14 protein-coding genes are annotated in these 15,971 nt (G+C 67.3%); 9 read left to right on the top strand and 5 right to left on the bottom strand.

All coding sequences use genetic code 11. The features are described from left to right. The first annotated feature begins 103 nt into the window (after positions 1–103). From smc to QX010_RS05620, 7 genes are all read left to right on the top strand, one after another. Complete coding sequence (gene smc, locus QX010_RS05650) at positions 104–3,568, top strand: chromosome segregation protein SMC (RefSeq protein WP_316178163.1); 3,465 nt, start codon at positions 104–106, stop codon at positions 3,566–3,568. Positions 3,569–3,630: 62 nt separating this feature from the next. Continuing rightward, on the top strand, positions 3,631–4,620 hold the full coding sequence (locus tag QX010_RS05645) for a small ribosomal subunit Rsm22 family protein (protein ID WP_316178162.1): 990 nt from the start codon (positions 3,631–3,633) through the stop codon (positions 4,618–4,620). Positions 4,621–4,765: 145 nt separating this feature from the next. Further along, entirely contained in the window at positions 4,766–5,197 is a 432-nt protein-coding gene (locus QX010_RS05640) for a hypothetical protein (RefSeq protein ID WP_316178160.1), read from the top strand. 189 nt (positions 5,198–5,386) lie between these two features. Beyond that, complete coding sequence (locus tag QX010_RS05635; RefSeq protein ID WP_315802794.1) at positions 5,387–5,944, top strand: LemA family protein; 558 nt, start codon at positions 5,387–5,389, stop codon at positions 5,942–5,944. 33 nt (positions 5,945–5,977) lie between these two features. Then, complete coding sequence (locus tag QX010_RS05630; protein WP_316178157.1) at positions 5,978–7,177, top strand: M48 family metalloprotease; 1,200 nt, start codon at positions 5,978–5,980, stop codon at positions 7,175–7,177. 262 nt (positions 7,178–7,439) lie between these two features. After that, positions 7,440–8,201, top strand: a complete 762-nt coding sequence (locus QX010_RS05625) for a hypothetical protein (RefSeq protein ID WP_009025709.1) — start codon at positions 7,440–7,442, stop codon at positions 8,199–8,201. A 56-nt stretch (positions 8,202–8,257) separates the two neighbouring features. Further along, positions 8,258–8,926 (top strand): hypothetical protein, encoded by a 669-nt coding sequence (locus QX010_RS05620; RefSeq protein ID WP_316178155.1) that lies wholly within the window; start codon positions 8,258–8,260, stop codon positions 8,924–8,926. A gap of 16 nt (positions 8,927–8,942) precedes the next feature. Here the strand turns inward: QX010_RS05620 and QX010_RS05615 are convergent, their stop codons facing one another. The 3 genes from QX010_RS05615 to QX010_RS05605 form a co-directional block, all read right to left on the bottom strand. Next, positions 8,943–9,482: an adenine phosphoribosyltransferase gene (locus tag QX010_RS05615; RefSeq protein ID WP_315802791.1), complete on the bottom strand. Its 540-nt coding sequence runs from the start codon at positions 9,480–9,482 to the stop codon at positions 8,943–8,945. A gap of 134 nt (positions 9,483–9,616) precedes the next feature. Continuing rightward, positions 9,617–11,779 (bottom strand): anthranilate synthase component I, encoded by a 2,163-nt coding sequence (locus tag QX010_RS05610; RefSeq protein WP_316178153.1) that lies wholly within the window; start codon positions 11,777–11,779, stop codon positions 9,617–9,619. 509 nt (positions 11,780–12,288) lie between these two features. Further along, positions 12,289–12,861 carry a TetR/AcrR family transcriptional regulator gene (locus tag QX010_RS05605; RefSeq protein WP_315802789.1) on the bottom strand — a complete coding sequence of 191 codons (573 nt, stop codon included), beginning with the start codon at positions 12,859–12,861 and terminating at the stop codon, positions 12,289–12,291. Positions 12,862–12,993: 132 nt separating this feature from the next. Between QX010_RS05605 and QX010_RS05600 the strand changes: the two genes are divergently transcribed. Beyond that, positions 12,994–13,410, top strand: a complete 417-nt coding sequence (locus QX010_RS05600) for a 4-oxalocrotonate tautomerase (protein WP_315802788.1) — start codon at positions 12,994–12,996, stop codon at positions 13,408–13,410. 61 nt (positions 13,411–13,471) lie between these two features. Here QX010_RS05600 and QX010_RS05595 read toward each other — a convergent pair whose 3' ends face one another. Next, positions 13,472–14,524 (bottom strand): hypothetical protein, encoded by a 1,053-nt coding sequence (locus QX010_RS05595; protein ID WP_315802787.1) that lies wholly within the window; start codon positions 14,522–14,524, stop codon positions 13,472–13,474. Positions 14,525–14,923: 399 nt separating this feature from the next. Here QX010_RS05595 and QX010_RS05590 point away from each other — a divergent pair, with 399 nt between their 5' ends. Then, positions 14,924–15,127 (top strand): hypothetical protein, encoded by a 204-nt coding sequence (locus tag QX010_RS05590; RefSeq protein WP_315802786.1) that lies wholly within the window; start codon positions 14,924–14,926, stop codon positions 15,125–15,127. A 45-nt stretch (positions 15,128–15,172) separates the two neighbouring features. Here the strand turns inward: QX010_RS05590 and QX010_RS05585 are convergent, their stop codons facing one another. After that, positions 15,173–15,847, bottom strand: a complete 675-nt coding sequence (locus QX010_RS05585) for a dienelactone hydrolase family protein (RefSeq protein WP_315802785.1) — start codon at positions 15,845–15,847, stop codon at positions 15,173–15,175. Positions 15,848–15,971: the final 124 nt, after the last annotated feature.

Raw genomic sequence — 15,971 nt, 5'->3', positions numbered from 1 at the left:
CCCCTAGAATGGGGCGCAAAGGCGACTCAGTCCACATTGACATTGCCTTCCATGGTATTGTCGGGGTTGGGAGATTCGTCTCCCGCCAACAGAGAATCTGTGCATGAAACTCACGCGTCTTCGTCTTCACGGTTTCAAGACGTTCGTCGAACCGACTGACTTCGTGATCGAACCCGGTCTCACCGGCGTCGTCGGTCCGAACGGCTGCGGCAAGTCGAATCTGGTCGAGGCGCTGCGCTGGGCGATGGGCGAGACCTCGCACAAATCGCTGCGCGCGGCCGACATGGACGCCGTGATCTTCTCCGGCTCGAACACGCGGCCCTCGCGCAACCACGCCGAAGTGGTGATGACGATCGACAACAGCGATCGCACCGCGCCCGCCGCCGTGAACGACCGCGACATTCTCGAGATCTCTCGCCGCATCGAGCGCGAGGCCGGCTCGGTGTATCGCATCAACGGCCGCGACGTGCGCGCCCGCGACGTGCAGATCCTGTTCGCCGACGCCGCCACCGGCGCGCGTTCGCCGGCGCTGGTCCACCAGGGCAAGATCGGCGAGATCATTCAGGCCAAGCCCGAGCAGCGCCGCCGCGTGCTGGAAGACGCCGCCGGCGTCGCCGGCCTGCATGCGCGCCGCCACGAGGCCGAGCTGCGGCTGAAGGCGGCCGAGACCAATCTGCTGCGCGTCGAGGACGTCATCGGCCAGCTCTCCGGCCAGATGGAAGGCCTGCGCAAGCAGGCGCGGCAGGCGATCCGCTATCGCGAGGTCGCCGCCAAGGTGCGCAAGGCCGAAGCGACGCTCTATCATCTGCGCTGGATGGGCGCGCATGCCGACCTCAACGACGCCGCGCATGTGCACGATGTCGCGGTGCGCGAGATGGCCGAGCGGACCCGCGAGCAGGCCGAATCCGCCCGCATCCAGGCGATCCGCTCGTCGCACCTGCCGGCGCTGCGCGAGGCCGAGGCCCGCGCCGCCGCGACGATGCAGCGGCTGAAGAACGCCCGCGACCTGCTCGACCGCGAGGAGGTGCGCGCCAAGGAGCGCGTCGGCGAGCTCGACCGCCGCCTGATGCAGCTCACCGCCGACGTCGCGCGCGAGCAGCAGCAGAACCAGGATGCGCAGGTCGCGCTGCAACGTCTTGAAACTGAAGATGCGGAGCTGAAGGAAGAGATCAAGGCGCGCGTCGAGATGCGCAGCGGTGTCGACGAGCGCGTCGCCGAAGCCGAGGCTGATCTGGCCGAGACCGAGCGCCAGTTCACCGAGCTGACGACGCAGCTCGCCGATCTCACCGCGCGCCGCAACCAGCTCGAGGCCAACGTCCGCAGCCACCGCGACCGTCTCGCCCGGCTCGACCAGGACATCGCCAATGTCCGCGCCGACGAGGAGCGTCTGGCGCAGGAGACCGCCCATCTCGGCGATCTCGACACGCTCGCCGCTTCGCTCGAAGCGGCGGAGGAATCCGAGGCGCAGGCCGAGGCCGCCGTGCAGACCAACGAGTCGGCGCAGGCCAATGCGCGGCAGAAGCTCGAAGCCTCGCGCGCCCCGCTCGCCGAGGCCGAGAAGCGGGTGCAGCGGCTCGAGACCGAGGCGCGCACCATCTCCAAGATGGTCAACAGCGAGACCAAGAACCTGTGGCCGCCGATCATCGACGGCGTCACCGTTGCCAAGGGCTTTGAGAAGGCGCTCGGCGCCGTGCTCGGCGACGATCTCGATGCCCCGGTCGATGCGTCCGCGCCGATGCACTGGACCGTCGCCGGCGCCGAGGTCACCGACCCCGCATTGCCCGACGGCGTCGAGCCGCTCGCCGCCTATGTGCAGGCGCCGCCGGAGCTGTCGCGTCGTCTCGCCCAGATCGGCGTGGTGTCGCGCGATCGCGGCGCGCAGCTGGTATCGCAGCTGCGGACCGGCCAGCGGCTCGTGTCGCCGGAAGGCGACGTCTGGCGCTGGGACGGCTTCATTGCCGCCGCGCACGCGCCGACCGGCGCGGCCCGCCGGCTCGCCGAGCGAGCCCGCCTGATCGACATCGAGGCCGAGCTGGAGCAGGCGCGCATCGACGCCGCCAACAAGCGCCAGGCGCTGGAGAGCGCCGAGGCCGAGGTGAAGGCTGCGACCGCCGCCGAGAGCGCCGCGCGCGAAGCCTGGCGCGCCGCGCAGCGCGAGGTGAACTCGGCGCGCGAGCGCCACGCCAACGCCGAGCGCGAAATCAACCGCCATTCGGCGCGCAAATCGGCGCTGGTCGAGGCGTCCACGCGCCTCGCCCACGACCGCGCCGAGATCGCCGAGCTGCACCAGAATGCGCTGGAGGCGATCGAGGAGCTGCCGGCGACGACCGAGGCCGACGGCCGGCTGGCGGCCGTGCGCGCCGAGATCGAGACCAAGCGCCGCGCCGCCGCGCAGGTGCGCGCCGAAGCCCAGGCGCTGGCCCGCGAGGCCGAGCTCGCCGATCGCCGCGTGCAGGCGATCATCAGCGAGCGCAACGACTGGTTCAACCGCATCCGCGGCGCCGGCTCGCAGATCGCCACCATCGAGGCGCGCATCGCCGAGGTGAGGGACGAGCGCGCCGAGCTCGACAACGCGCCGGAGATCTTTGCCGAGAAGCGCAGCGCGCTGATCGACGAGCTCGCGATCGCCGAGGAGGAGCGCCAGGTCGCGGCCGACGCGCTCGCCGAGGCCGAGACCGCGATGGGCGACACCGATCGCGCCGCCAAGGCGTCGCTGGAAGCGTTGTCGAAGTCGCGCGAGGCGGCTGCGCGCGCCGAGGAGCGGCTGGAGAGCGCCAAGCGCCGCATCGGCGACGTCGAGCGCGAGATCCACGACATGCTCGAATGCGAGCCGCAGGCCGTCGCGGCGATGGCCGAGATCGGTCCGGACACGCAACTGCCGCCGCTGCACGAGATCGAAGAGACCCTGGAGAAGCTGCGCCGCGACCGCGAGCGGCTCGGCGCCGTCAACCTGCGTGCCGAGGAGGAGCTCACCGAGGTCGAGGGCTCGCACACCGCGCTGACCACCGAGCGCGACGACCTGGTCGAGGCCATCAAGCGGCTGCGCCAGGGCATCCAGAGCCTGAACAAGGAGGCGCGCGAGCGCCTGCAGTCTTCGTTCGAGACCGTCAACGACCACTTCAAGCGTCTCTTCACCGAGCTGTTCGGCGGCGGCGAGGCGGCGCTGCACCTGATCGAGAGCGACGATCCGCTCGAGGCCGGCCTCGAGATCATCGCCAAGCCGCCGGGCAAGAAGCCGCAGACGCTGTCGCTCTTGTCGGGCGGCGAGCAGGCGCTGACGGCGATGGCGCTGATCTTCGCGGTGTTCCTGACCAACCCCTCGCCGATCTGCGTGCTGGACGAGGTCGACGCGCCGCTCGACGACCACAACGTCGAACGCTTCTGCAACCTGCTGCACGAGATGAAGGGCTCGACCGAGACCCGCTTCATCATCATCACCCACAACCCGATCACCATGGCGCGCATGAACCGGCTGTTCGGCGTCACCATGGCCGAGCGCGGCGTGTCGCAGCTCGTCTCGGTCGCGCTCGACGAGGCCGTGAAGATCCTCGACCAGCAGGTGGCGTGATCGTGCTTCCTCATTCCGGACCGCCGCTCGCGCGGCGCCCGGGATGACGCATGGAGAGGACGATGATCTCTCCCGATCTGCCCGCCGCGCTGAAGGCGTCCCTCGAAGCCAGGCTGCACGGGCAGTCGCGGCAGGATGCAGCGGCCCGAGCGGCCCGCATCTCGGCCGCCTATCGCAGCGGCGGCAATTCCGGAACGATCACGAGCGACGCCGACGCCATCGCCTATGCCACCGTGCGGATGCCGGCGACTTATGCCGCGATCGCGGCGAGCCTGAACGCCGTGATGCAGGCCTGCCCGGACTTCGCACCGGCCTCGCTGCTGGACGTCGGTGCCGGGCCAGCGACCGCGAGCTTCGCTGCGGCGGAAGCCTTTCCGTCGCTGACCTCGTTCAGCGCCGTCGATTCCAATCCAGCGTTGCGCGGGTTGGCGCTGACGCTCGCTGAGGACACGATGCGCCTCAGCGGCCTCTCTTATGCGCTGGGACCGGCGCGAGGGCTGCTCGATCGTGCCGGACGTGCCGATCTCGTCATCGCCAGCTACATGATCGGCGAGTTGGCGGACGCTGAACGCTCCGCGATCGTGGACGCGCTGTGGGCGACGACCGGCGATACGCTCCTCATCGTCGAGCCCGGCACGCCCGCCGGCTATCAGCGCATCATCGCGGCGCGCGACCGCCTGATCGCGGCCGGGGCTCATGTCGCGGCGCCCTGCCCGCACGCAGCCCCCTGCCCGCTGGTCGCACCGGACTGGTGCCACTTCGCGCAGCGGCTGGCGCGGTCCCGGGCGCATCGCGAGCTGAAGGGCGCCGACGTCCCGTTCGAGGACGAGAAGTTCAGCTTCATTGCCCTCACTCGCAAGCCAGCAACGCATCGGCCCGCCGCACGCGTGCTCGCGCCGCCGTCGGTCACCAAGGTCGCGACAGCCGCGAAGCTGTGCCAGGCGGATGGCGCTGCCCGCGTCGTCAGCATCCCGCGCCGCGACAAGCCCGCCTTCGCCGCCGCCCGGCGCTGGGACTGGGGCGACGGCGTCGAGCCGCCGCCGCGCCACTGAATACCTGCCCGGCCGCCGATGGTTAACGACAGGTCGAGTTTGTCTCTCATTTTCGCGATTTCGCGAAACCGGCGAGAAATCCGCGTTTGCTACGGTGAGCTGCAACGGGCGCTGACATGCGCTGCTCACAAGGGAATGCATTTCGATGTTCAGGACGATGACGATCGCTGCGATGCTGCTGGCTTCGGCAGGGACCGCCTTCGCGGGCGGCCATGGCGGCGAGTCCTCGGCGCCGCCGCCGGCTCCCAAGCAGGAAGGCCCGCCGGCCAGGGCGATCATCGGCAAGAACGGGCCGGTTCTGACGGACCCGAAAGGCATGACGCTGTACTATACCGAGCGCGACACGACCGGGAACAAATCGACCTGCGACGGCGACTGTGCCCAGAAGCGCCCCCCGCTGGCGGCGCCCGACAACGCGGTCGCGACCGGCGACTTCACCGTCATCACCCGCAGCGACGGCAAGAAGATGTGGGCCTACCGCTACCGGCCGCTCTACACCTCGCAGCTCGACAGCGCCCCCGGCGATATCAAGGGCAACGACCCCACGCAGCAATGGCGGGTCGCCCGTCCCTATTGAGCCTTGCGCGTCGTTGCCTCCGGCGCCAACTCGGCCGCCTGGGCGTCCATCGAACGGACCGGTCAGGCTAAAACGACTTGAACGGGCCTCCATCCTGATGCGACCAATGCACGCCGGTCCACCTGCGGACCGGCGGCGCCGTCGCGTGTCGGCCGCCTCGTCCTCCCGCCCCCTCCCTCGGAGCCCGTCATGTCCGGCTGGATCGTCCTCGGCATCATCGTCATTCTCGTGCTGTTCGCCCTTGGCGCCTACAACCGGCTGGTCGCCCTCAGCCAGCGGGTCGGCCAGGCCTTTGCCGACATCGACGTCCAGCTCAAGCAGCGCCACGATCTGATCCCGAACCTGGTCGAGACCGTGAAGGGCTATGCCGCGCATGAGCGCGGTACGCTGGACGAGGTGATCAAGGCCCGCAATGCGGCCATGTCGGCGCAGGGACCGGCCCAGGTCTCGGCGGCCGAAGGCCAGCTCTCCGGTGCGCTCGGCCGGCTGATCGCGCTGTCCGAGGCCTATCCGGATCTGAAGGCCAATGCGAACTTCCAGCAGCTCGCCAGCGAGCTGTCCGACATCGAGAACAAGATCGCCGCCAGCCGCCGCTTCTTCAACAACGCTGTGCAGGAATACAACACCGGCATCCAGCAGATGCCCGCCGCACTGTTCGCCGGCACCTTCGGCTTCACCCGCAAGGAGTTCTTCGATCTCGGCGCCAGCCGGGCCGACGTCGAGGCCGCGCCGAGCGTCAAGTTCTGATCCCGCGCCTTCCGCGCTGAAGGGTCCGACGCCATGGCCGCCTACGGTCTCTACACCCACATCGCATCGAACAAGACCCGTTCGGTGCTGCTGCTCGGCGGCCTGTTCCTGCTGATCTATGTGCTGGTGTTCGCCGGCGCGCTGATCGCGGAGGTCATGATCAACGGCAATGGCAGCGTCGCCTATTACATGAACGCCGCCACCCGCGACCTGATCAAGGCGCTGCCCTGGGCCACGCTGGGCGCGGCGGCCTGGATCGTGATCGCCTATTTCTTTCACCAGACGATGATCGACGCCGTGACCGGGGGCACCGCGGTCACCCGTCAGGAGCAGCCGCGGCTGTACAATCTGCTCGAGAACCTCTGCATCTCGCGCGGCATCACCATGCCGAAGCTGAAGATCATGGACAGCCCGGCCCTGAATGCCTTCGCCACCGGCCTCAATCAGCGGCAATACGCCGTCACCGTCACGACCGGCCTGCTCGCTGCGCTCGATGACAAGGAGATCGAGGCGGTGCTGGGTCACGAGCTCACCCACATCCGCAACGGCGACGTGCAGCTGATGGTGGTGGCCGTCATCATCGCCGGCGTGGTTGGCTTCTTCGGCGAATTGTTCTTCCGCCTGTTCACCAACATGAGCTGGGGCGGCGGCTGGGGCCGCTCGTCGTCGTCCTCCTCCTCATCCGACTCCGACCGCAAGGGCTCCGGCGGCGGGGCGATCATCGTCGTGATCATCGCGGTCGTGCTGATCGTGGTGGCCTGGCTGTTGTCCCAGGTGGTCAAGCTGGCGCTGTCGCGCACCCGCGAATACCTCGCCGATGCCGGGTCGGTCGAGTTGACCAAGAATCCGGACGCCATGATCAGCGCTCTGCGCAAGATCGAAGGGCGCGGCGAGCTGCCCGGCGCCACCTCCGCCGTCATGGAATTGTGCGTCGACAATCCGCGCGAGGGCTTTGCCGACCTGTTCGCCACCCATCCCTCGGTCGATGCCCGGGTCCAGGCGCTGATCAAGTTCGCCGGCGGCCATGATCCGGGCCCGCTGTCGCTGCCCACGGACGAGGCACAGCCGGACGACACCGGCGCCGACGCGACCGAAAGCGACGCTCCGCCACCGCTGCCGTCCGGTGGTCCCTGGGGCCAGGCCGATGGCCCGGCCACGCCATCCGGCCAGGGACAGGCCGCTCCCGAGGGACCTTGGAGCACACCCGCAACCGGTCCCTGGGGCCGACACTAGACCCCCGCCTTCGCAGCGGAATCAGGGTCCAATCCCGTGCGACGGGCAATCATCCTGCCACTCGCTTGCAAGTGCTTGCTCGCCGGCACGAACGTTTGGCCGGAATGCCTCCATTGCTCCGGCCCGCGGCGGCGAGGGTGCAAATTTCCCTGGTCCCGTGCTGCAATGAATTTGAATTCTCCAGCGTTTCTGCCATGTTCGCGCCCAAAGCAGAATGCAATGCGCCGGCCCCCTGGCCGGCCTCAGGGCTGAAGGACTTTCCATGGCGAAACCGGCAGTGGTTGTGGTGGGCGCGGACAAGGGCGGGGTCGGCAAGACCACGGTGTCGCGGACGTTGCTCGATTATTTCAGCGCCAACAATGTCCCCACCCGGGCGTTCGACACCGAGCATCCGCGCGGCACCCTGAAGCGCTTCCACCCGGAGATCACCGAGATCGTCGACATGAATTCGACGCCGGACCAGATGAAGATCTTCGACACATTGAGCGCGGTGGCGCCCTCGGTGACCGTGATCGACGTCCGCGCCGGCCTGATGTCACCGACACTGGCCGCCTTGCGCGACATCGGCTTCCTCGACGCCGCCCGCTCCGGCCAGATCACCTTCGCGGTGTTCCACATCCTGGGCTCGTCGATCGCCTCGCTCGACGAGATCGCCGAGACCGCGAGCTACATGATCGGCGCGAAATATTTCCTGGTGAAGAACTTCATCAACAACACCAGCTTCTTCGAGTGGGACCAGTCGACCTACAACTCCTACTTCCACCGCATCAAGGACGCGACCGAGCTGACCATCCCCAAGCTCAACGAGATGGCGTTCGAGCAGGTCGAGGTGGCGTCGGTGCCGTTCCTCAAATTCGTCGCCAACAAGGGGCCGCGCGACGAGGCCGCCAACTACTCCTTCGTGCTGCGCGGCTATGTCCGGCATTGGCTCGCCAATGTCTGGAGCGAGTACGACCGCATCAAGCTGACCGACATCGTCGGCTCGACCAAGGCGGCGGCGCCGCGGCCGGCCGGGGAAAAATAGCATTCCCGTGACTGATGGGACTTTATCGCAACCGCATTTGACCTGATATAGGTCGGATGCCCGCGACGCCCGTCTACATCGTCTGCTCGCCCCGGCCGCAATCCGGGAAGACGCTGCTTGCGCGGGTCCTGAGCGAGTTCCTGCTGCTCAAGAACGGCCAGGTGCTCGCCTTCGACGTCACCCTGCGCGAGCCGTCGCTGCTCGACTTCCTGCCGCAGATCACGGAAACCGCGACGATCGAGGACACTTACGGCAAGATCCAATTGATGGACCGGGTGATCCTCAACGACGGTATCCCCAAGGTGATCGACCTCGGCTACTACTCGTTCGACGAGTTCTTCAAAATGTCCGAACAGATCGGCTTTTTGAAGGAGGCCGCACGGCGGAACGTGGTCCCGATCGTGCTGTACTGCGCCGAGGGCGACCGCGTCTCGATGCGCGCCTATGACGCCCTGCGGCGGCAGATCCCGAAGGCACAGCTGATCGTGGTCGAGAACGACCACGTGCTACGCGAGGAGCTCCCCGACCTCTACAGCCGCAGCAAGCATCTGCACATTGCCGCCCTGCCCGCCTTCCTCCGAACCTACATCGAGCGCTTCTCGTTCTCCTTCACCGGCTATCTGCGCCAGGAGAAGGACCCCTCCACCGAGCTCTATCAATGGATCCGGCGCAACTATTATGCGCTGCGCGAGATCGAGAACGAGCTCCTGATGCAGCGGTCCTGACGCCGCCGCGCGCGTTTCAGTGCCCTTCGAACGAGATCAGCGTGCGCACGGGCACGTCGAGCGCGCGCAGCTTGGCGGCGCCGCCGAGATCCGGCAGGTCGATGATGAAGCAGGCCGCCACCACGGTCGCGCCGATCTGGCGCAGCAGCTTCACCGCGCCCTCGGCCGTGCCGCCGGTGGCGATGAGATCGTCGACCAGGATCACGCGCTCGCCGGGCTGCACCGCGTCGACATGCATCTCCATCTCGTCGGTGCCGTATTCCAGCGCGTAGGACATGCTGACCGTCTTGTGCGGCAGCTTGCCCTTCTTGCGGATCGGCACGAACCCGGCCGAGAGCTGATGCGCGACCGCGCCGCCGAGGATGAAGCCGCGGGCCTCGATGCCGGCGACCTTGTCGATCTTCGATCCGGCCCAGGGATGCACCAGCTCGTCCACCGCGCGGCGGAACGCGCGCGCGTCCGCCAACAGCGTCGTGATGTCCCGGAACAGGATGCCGGGCTTCGGATAGTCCGGAATGGTGCGGACCGTGTTCTTGATGTCCAGATCGAACGTCATCGTGCTCTCGCTACCTTGTTTTGCCGTGACCGCGAGGAATTCGTCATTGCGAGCGAAGCGAAGCAATCCAGGGCCGCGAAAACAACTCTGGATCGCTTCGTCGCTACGCTCCTCGCGATGACGGCGACCACCTGTTACGCCGGCTGCTTCAGCCGGAATGCATTCTCCACGATCCGCAAACCGACGGCATCGCCGAGCGACATCAGCGATTCCGGATGGAACTGCACGCCGCCGACCGGCAGCGTCTTGTGCTCGATCGCCATCGCCACGCCGTCCTCGGTTGCCGCCGTCACCGTCAGCACCTCGGGCATGCTGTCGCGCTCGACGAACAGCGAGTGATAGCGGCCGATCACGATCTCATTCGGCAGCCCCTGCATCAGGCGGCCGCCGCGCACCTGGACCCGCGAGGGCCTTCCATGCGCCGGCTGGGCGAGCTGGCCGAGCTGGCCGCCGAAATACTCTCCCATCGCCTGCACGCCGAGACAGACGCCGAAGATCGGCAGCTTCTTTTGAAGCGCGGCATCGATGGTGGTCGAGATCTTGAAGTCCTCGGGACGGCCCGGCCCCGGCGAGAGCACGATCAGATCCCAGCTGCGCTCGGCCAGCATCTTCAGTGCATGGACATAACGCACCACCGTGACGTTGGCGCCGACCTGGCGGAAATAGTCGGCCAGCATGTGCACGAACGAGTCGTCATGATCGATCAGCAGCACGTTCTTGCCGGAGCCTGTCGCGTCCGGCGCCGTCGACGACAGCGGCTTCGGCGGATCGCCGCGCAGCGCCTGGAACAGCGCCGCCGCCTTGACCTGGCACTCGCGATCCTCGGCCGCGGGGTCCGAATCGAACAAACAGGTGGCGCCAACGCGCACCTCGGCGAGCCCGTCCTTCATGCGGATGGTGCGGATGGTGAGGCCGGTGTTGATCGAGCCGTCGAAATTCACGGCGCCGATCGCGCCGGCGTACCAGCGCCGCGGCGAGCGCTCATTGTCCTCGACGAACTGCATCGCCCACAGCTTTGGCGCGCCGGTGACGGTCACGGCCCAGGCGTGGGTCAGGAACGCGTCGAGCGCGTCGAAGCCCGGCCGCAGCATGCCCTCGACGTGGTCGACGGTGTGGAACAGCTTCGAGTAGGTCTCGATCTGGCGGCGCGCCAGCACCTTGATGGTGCCGGGCACGCAGATGCGCGCCTTGTCGTTGCGGTCGACGTCGGTGCACATGTTGAGCTCGAACTCGTCCTTCTCCGAGTTCAGGAGCTGACGGATCTGCTCGGCATCGCCGATGGCGTCGCGGCCGCGCGCGATGGTGCCGGAGATCGGGCAGGTCTCGACGCGGCGGCCGTCGGAGCGGACGAACATCTCGGGCGACGCCGACACCAGGAACTCGCCGTCGCCGAGATTCATCAGCGCGCCATAGGGCGACGGGTTGATCCGGCAGAGCCGCTGGAACACTTCCGCCGGCGAGCGCTCGCACGGCTCGGCAAACAACTGGCCGGGCACCGCCTCGAACAGGTCGCCGCGGGCAAAGGCGGCGCGGGCCTTCTCGACCGTGGCCTGGTACTCGCCCGGCGCGTGGTCGGCAAAGCCCTGGCGCGGCTCCTTCAGATAGACGCTGGCGTCGGTGTCGCGCGGCAGGCCTGATGTCGACTGGCCGTTCCAGGAGAAATCATAAGACAGCACGACGCCGCGGCCGGTGGCGCGGTCATAGGCCAGAAGGCGATCGGGCACGTAGAGCACGATGTCGCGCTGGTCCTTTTCGCGCGGCCGCTTCTGCACGAGGTCCTCGATCTGGAAGACGAGGTCGTAGGCGAAGGCGCCGAACAGGCCGAGCAGCGGATCGTCATTGGCGGACAGCGCGGCGATCATCGCCCGCACCAGCGACATCACGCTGGCGCGGCGGGTGCGTTGGTCCTCCTCGACCGGGGCAGGCCCGCGGACGATGTGTCCGGCCAGCCGCGCCGGCGAAGCCGCAGTAATGACCACGCAGGGCTCGCGCAACGTGTCCTTCAGGAACGCGATCAGCACCTCGCCGCGGCGGTTGAGCGCCTGCAGGGTGAAGTCGGCGCCCTTGGTTTCCAGCACCAGCGGCGGGTCGGCGAAGCCGAGGTCAAAACTCTCGTAGCGGCCGGGCACGGTCGTGCCCGAGGACAGCACCACGCCGCGGCGGCGGTCGAGCAGGTCGATCAGGTCGTCGAGCCGGCTGGCATTGCCGGAAAACTGCTCGACGGCGCGCGTGATCGCGAGCCCGCTGGAGGTGCGGTAGTCGCTGCGGGCCGGAAGGGCGAAAACGGTCCTGTTCATGGGGTCCTCTTGGGCGTCCTCTTACGGAATTTGCCGAGGAAACGCCACACAGGACCAACCGGAAGCCGCCGCTGCGTGGCGGCCCCTCTGCGATCGAATGTCAAATGAATCGCACCGGCCACCTCTTACAAGGTGCGCCACCAGAGACGGGCTGGGCGGACAAGGGTGCTCATGCGGCGGAACTGACCACGGGCGGCGGGCGGGGTCAAGGGGCGGCGGGGACACAGGTGGGGGTGGCGCTTACGTGTGCGCGTCTTTCTCCACCTCGTCATGGCCGGGCTTGTCCCGGCCATCCACGTCGTCCGGCATGCTGAGAACGATGTGGATGCCCGGGACAAGCCCGGGCATGACGGAGCAACTAGTCGGCAGGATAGTTCGCTGGGATAGCTCCGCATCTCCATATGCGACAGCCCTGCCCTGGAGTGCCCCTTGCAGGGAGCGGGGCTCACCGCTGTTGGGCGAGCGGCAACTCACAACTTGCGAAGCTGAGTACTCGCGCGGCAATTGCCCTACAGCAGCCCGCGCGCGGCTTGCTTGAGATGGGCGGCGATGGCGTCGCGGGCTTCGGGTGAGGCGACGCTGCGCGCCATGGTCACGCCGCCCGAGAGAAGCGCCATCAATGCCCAGGCCTTTTGCAGCCGCGCCTCGTCGGTCTTTCCCTGCAACCCTTTCGCGATCTGCCGGGCGACCCGTTCGAGCGCCGCGCCGTAGCTGGCCTTGATGGCCGCGCTGGCGCGCGTGACGTCCGGGGTCAGGCTCTGCAGGCCGCAGCTCGCATCCAGCGCGCAAGTGAGGCGCTCACCGAGATAGAAGGCGACGAACGTCTCGGCCCAGCGGGCGCCCTGCTCCGCCTGAAGGGCTGCAATGCCGGCTCTGAGTTCCTCGAGTCCGGCCAAGGCGGCGGATTCGAACGCGGCGTCCTTCGACTTGAAATGACCGTAGAATGCGCCGGAGGTGACCCCGGCCTCCTTGGCCAGACCATCGACGCCGATCCCGCCATAGCCGAGCCGGCGAAATCCGCGGCCTGCGGCCTCCAACAGTTTTGCCTTTGCTTCCAGCTTATGTTCGGCCTGATACCGCATCTGGCGCCTTTCATAGCGATCGTTATTTCACGATTGACTCATAACGATCGTTATTCTATATATACATCACGGTCGTTATATAATGACCGCCATTCCCCGGACAACCGCCATAGGGCGGGCACAGGAGGACTCATGCCGATCAGTCTCACACTCACCGAAGGCGTCATCGCTGCCGACAAGGCGCCGATCGCGGTCGCGCGGATCACGGAAGCGTTCCTGAGACATCATGGTCTCGCGGGAAACAGGATCATGACGGCGAACGTCACGGCCCATCTGAACATCCTGCCGAAGGGCCAGACCTTCGCCGGCGGCCAACCGGTCGATGGCGCCTGGATCGAGACCAAGACGCCGTCCTTTGCGCTCGCCAGCCGCGACATCCAGACGGCGTTCTTCGGCGAAGCCACCGACATTCTGCATGACCTCTCCGGCGGCGCGCTGGCGAGGGACCGGATCTGGTCCAACGGCGTCCATGCCGTCGACGGCACCTGGAATCTGCACGGCAGGCCGATGACCAACGAAGCGCTTGTGGGAGCCATCACCGCAGGCTGACCACGGCCATCGCGGCCGCTACCGCATCGCGCGGCGGCGGCCGTGACTGAATGCCGACCGCTCACGTCACCGGCTTCACCAGCCCGAGCTCCGCGAACTTCTGCTCCGTGGCCACCACCGCGTTCTCATACACCTCGCCGCGCTCGACGAAGTAGTTGAAGTAGCCGGCCGGCGTCTCCGGCTGGATCTCGACCAGCTCCACGGTCTTGTATTTGGGATCGGTGATGGCGCCGCTCGCGATCAGGTCGTTGATGCGCTTGAGCGCATCGACCTCGGCCTTGTAGCCGACCGAGAACCACATCTCGGTGGTCCAGTCCTGCACCTCGAACCAATTGGCCGGCGCCTGGCCCTGCCACCCCTGTGCGAGCGGGCGGACGGCGAAGACGCGGTCGAAACCGTGCAGCTCGGAGATGATGCTGGCACGGTGATAGGCGCCGTCCATCTGTCCCTGCGGCAGCTTGGTGAAGCCGTAGAGCGACAGCCACAGCGCCGCCTTGACCGCCTCCGGCGTGATCGGGCGGATGGCGCGCTCGGCCAGCACCTCGGAGGCGTAGCGCAGGTCGCGCTTCGCCGCCGATTGCCGCGCCTTGACGGCATGAGCATTGGGAACCGACTTCTCCGACGGCAGCAGCGCCCGCGCCGCCTCGTTGCCGTAGAGATAGCCGGTGCCGGTCTCGGGATCATAGGTGTTGAACACGACGCCGATCGGCGTGGCGTTGAGCGTCTCCGCCGCGTGCGCGAAGTCGGCCTCGCTGCGCACCGGGACATATTGCTGCGCCGGCCACAGCCGGTCGGCGAGGGCGTTGAACGGGCCGTCGCGCCAATCCGGCCAGGAGACGAGGCGCGCCAGCGCCTCGGCATAGGCGGGACGGAACACCCCGGGATAGCCGAACATCACCGTGCGCAACTGCGACGCCGGATCCCGGTGGCGGTCGGAGGACATCAGCTCGTTGCGCAGATCGAGACCCTGAAGCCACGCCGACAGCACCAGGATCTGGCCGGATGTCGCGGTGACGAGATCCGGCGTCACGCCCCAGGCGCGGGCCGTATCGAGGAAGCCGGCGCCATGGGCGTTCAAGCCGCCCAGCCCGGCCAGCGCAAAGGCCACACGCACGGCTTTCTCCATCAGCAGAGGGATCGGGGAATGCTACCTCAGATTGTTTCTGCGACGCAACCGGCGACGAGACGCGGCGAATTCGAACATCGAACGAAGCGACGCGTTTCGAACATGATCAACGCTCATATCCCGGCGAAACAACGGTGATTCGCGGAAACCTCGCAGCGCCAGGCGGCGGAAGGCTGCAGCCGGCGGCTGTGCGGCCCGTCACAACCTCATGTTGCGCGCGTGCATGAGGCCTCTCCTGTCGATCGGCGGTTGTCACAACCGCAAAAAGTTACATAACTTGACCGTGCGTGAGGGCAACACCTGTTGTCTATCTGCCATAGTATGGCAATGATTGGTTAACCATATTGAATTACCTTGGTTAACATGGCTCGCGGCAAACAGCCTTCTGTGTCGCATGCGCTTCCGAAGCAGCAGACGCTGCTCGATTGCTTCCTGGAAGCGCAGGCGAAGAGGACGAAGCGTCGACGGCGCTCCGCCGACGCGGCGACCAGCATCGATCCCGCCCGTCCCTTGGAGCCGACCGACGACGCCTCGTCCCGCGACGAGGCCGAACAGACGTCGGCCGAGATCAAGGCCGTCCGCGCGGTGTAAAGTCCGCGCGGCACCGCTTCGGACCGGTGCGCCCCTGCCCTCAGCTCAGCCGAGATGCTTGTGGAAGAACGCCGTGGCGCGGCCCCAGGCGAGCTCGGCGGCCGCGCGGTCGTGCACGGTCATGCGCTGCTCGTTCACGAAGGCATGCTCGGCGTCGTAGCGGTAGAGCTCGAGCGACTTGCCGGCGGCCTTCATCGCCGCCTCGAAGCCGTCCACCAGCGCCGGCGTGCACCAATCGTCCTTGTTGGCGAAATGGGCCTGCAGCGGAATCTTGACGTCGGCGGGCTTGGCCGCCTGCTCCGGCGGAATGCCGTAGAACACGACGCCGGCGGTCAGCTCAGCGATCCGGGTGGCGCCGATGATCGTCACCGCGCCGCCGAGACAGAAGCCGGTGAGGCCGACCTTGGCGCCGTTACGGGCGAGATATTGCGCGGCGCCGCGCACCGTCTGCGTGGTCGCGTCCATGAAGTCGAGCGAGTTCATCTCGCGGCCGGCGGCGTCCGTGTCGTGATAGGGCACCACTGTGCCCTTGTAGAGATCCGGCGCCAGCGCGTTGAAGCCGGCCAGCGCGAACCGGTCGCACATGCCCTTGATCTGATCCTGCAGGCCCCACCATTCCTGGATGACGACGACGCCCGGCGCATTGCCCTGCGCCGCCTTGGCGAGATAGCCCTTGGCCTCCTGGCCGTCGGGGCGCTTGAAGCTGATGAGTGTGCCCATGATGGTCCTCCGCAATTTCTGTTTGGGACGTTGGGAATGCGGTTTACCGCAAATGCGCGTCCGGCGCGACGGGAGGGGATCGGGTTCGCTTCAACGTGACCGCCTTCGTAGCCGGATGTCGCCA

Origin of the sequence: Bradyrhizobium sp. SZCCHNRI1009 (assembly GCF_032487575.1) — a bacterium.
Lineage (GTDB): Bacteria > Pseudomonadota > Alphaproteobacteria > Rhizobiales > Xanthobacteraceae > Bradyrhizobium.
This window is presented reverse-complemented; position numbering and strand designations above follow the sequence as displayed.

What these genes read in the sequence shown, in the direction of transcription:
- QX010_RS05635 (WP_315802794.1), top strand. Translation starts at nt 5,387, where the DNA reads ATGTCCGGCTGGATCGTCCTCGGCATCATCGTCATTCTCGTGCTGTTC.
- QX010_RS05630 (WP_316178157.1), top strand. Translation starts at nt 5,978, where the DNA reads ATGGCCGCCTACGGTCTCTACACCCACATCGCATCGAACAAGACCCGT.
- QX010_RS05605 (WP_315802789.1), bottom strand. Translation starts at nt 12,861, where the DNA reads ATGCGGTATCAGGCCGAACATAAGCTGGAAGCAAAGGCAAAACTGTTG.
- QX010_RS05620 (WP_316178155.1), top strand. Translation starts at nt 8,258, where the DNA reads ATGCCCGCGACGCCCGTCTACATCGTCTGCTCGCCCCGGCCGCAATCC.
- QX010_RS05625 (WP_009025709.1), top strand. Translation starts at nt 7,440, where the DNA reads ATGGCGAAACCGGCAGTGGTTGTGGTGGGCGCGGACAAGGGCGGGGTC.
- QX010_RS05600 (WP_315802788.1), top strand. Translation starts at nt 12,994, where the DNA reads ATGCCGATCAGTCTCACACTCACCGAAGGCGTCATCGCTGCCGACAAG.
- QX010_RS05615 (WP_315802791.1), bottom strand. Translation starts at nt 9,482, where the DNA reads ATGACGTTCGATCTGGACATCAAGAACACGGTCCGCACCATTCCGGAC.
- QX010_RS05640 (WP_316178160.1), top strand. Translation starts at nt 4,766, where the DNA reads ATGTTCAGGACGATGACGATCGCTGCGATGCTGCTGGCTTCGGCAGGG.
- QX010_RS05645 (WP_316178162.1), top strand. Translation starts at nt 3,631, where the DNA reads ATGATCTCTCCCGATCTGCCCGCCGCGCTGAAGGCGTCCCTCGAAGCC.
- QX010_RS05610 (WP_316178153.1), bottom strand. Translation starts at nt 11,779, where the DNA reads ATGAACAGGACCGTTTTCGCCCTTCCGGCCCGCAGCGACTACCGCACC.
- QX010_RS05585 (WP_315802785.1), bottom strand. Translation starts at nt 15,847, where the DNA reads ATGGGCACACTCATCAGCTTCAAGCGCCCCGACGGCCAGGAGGCCAAG.
- smc (WP_316178163.1), top strand. Translation starts at nt 104, where the DNA reads ATGAAACTCACGCGTCTTCGTCTTCACGGTTTCAAGACGTTCGTCGAA.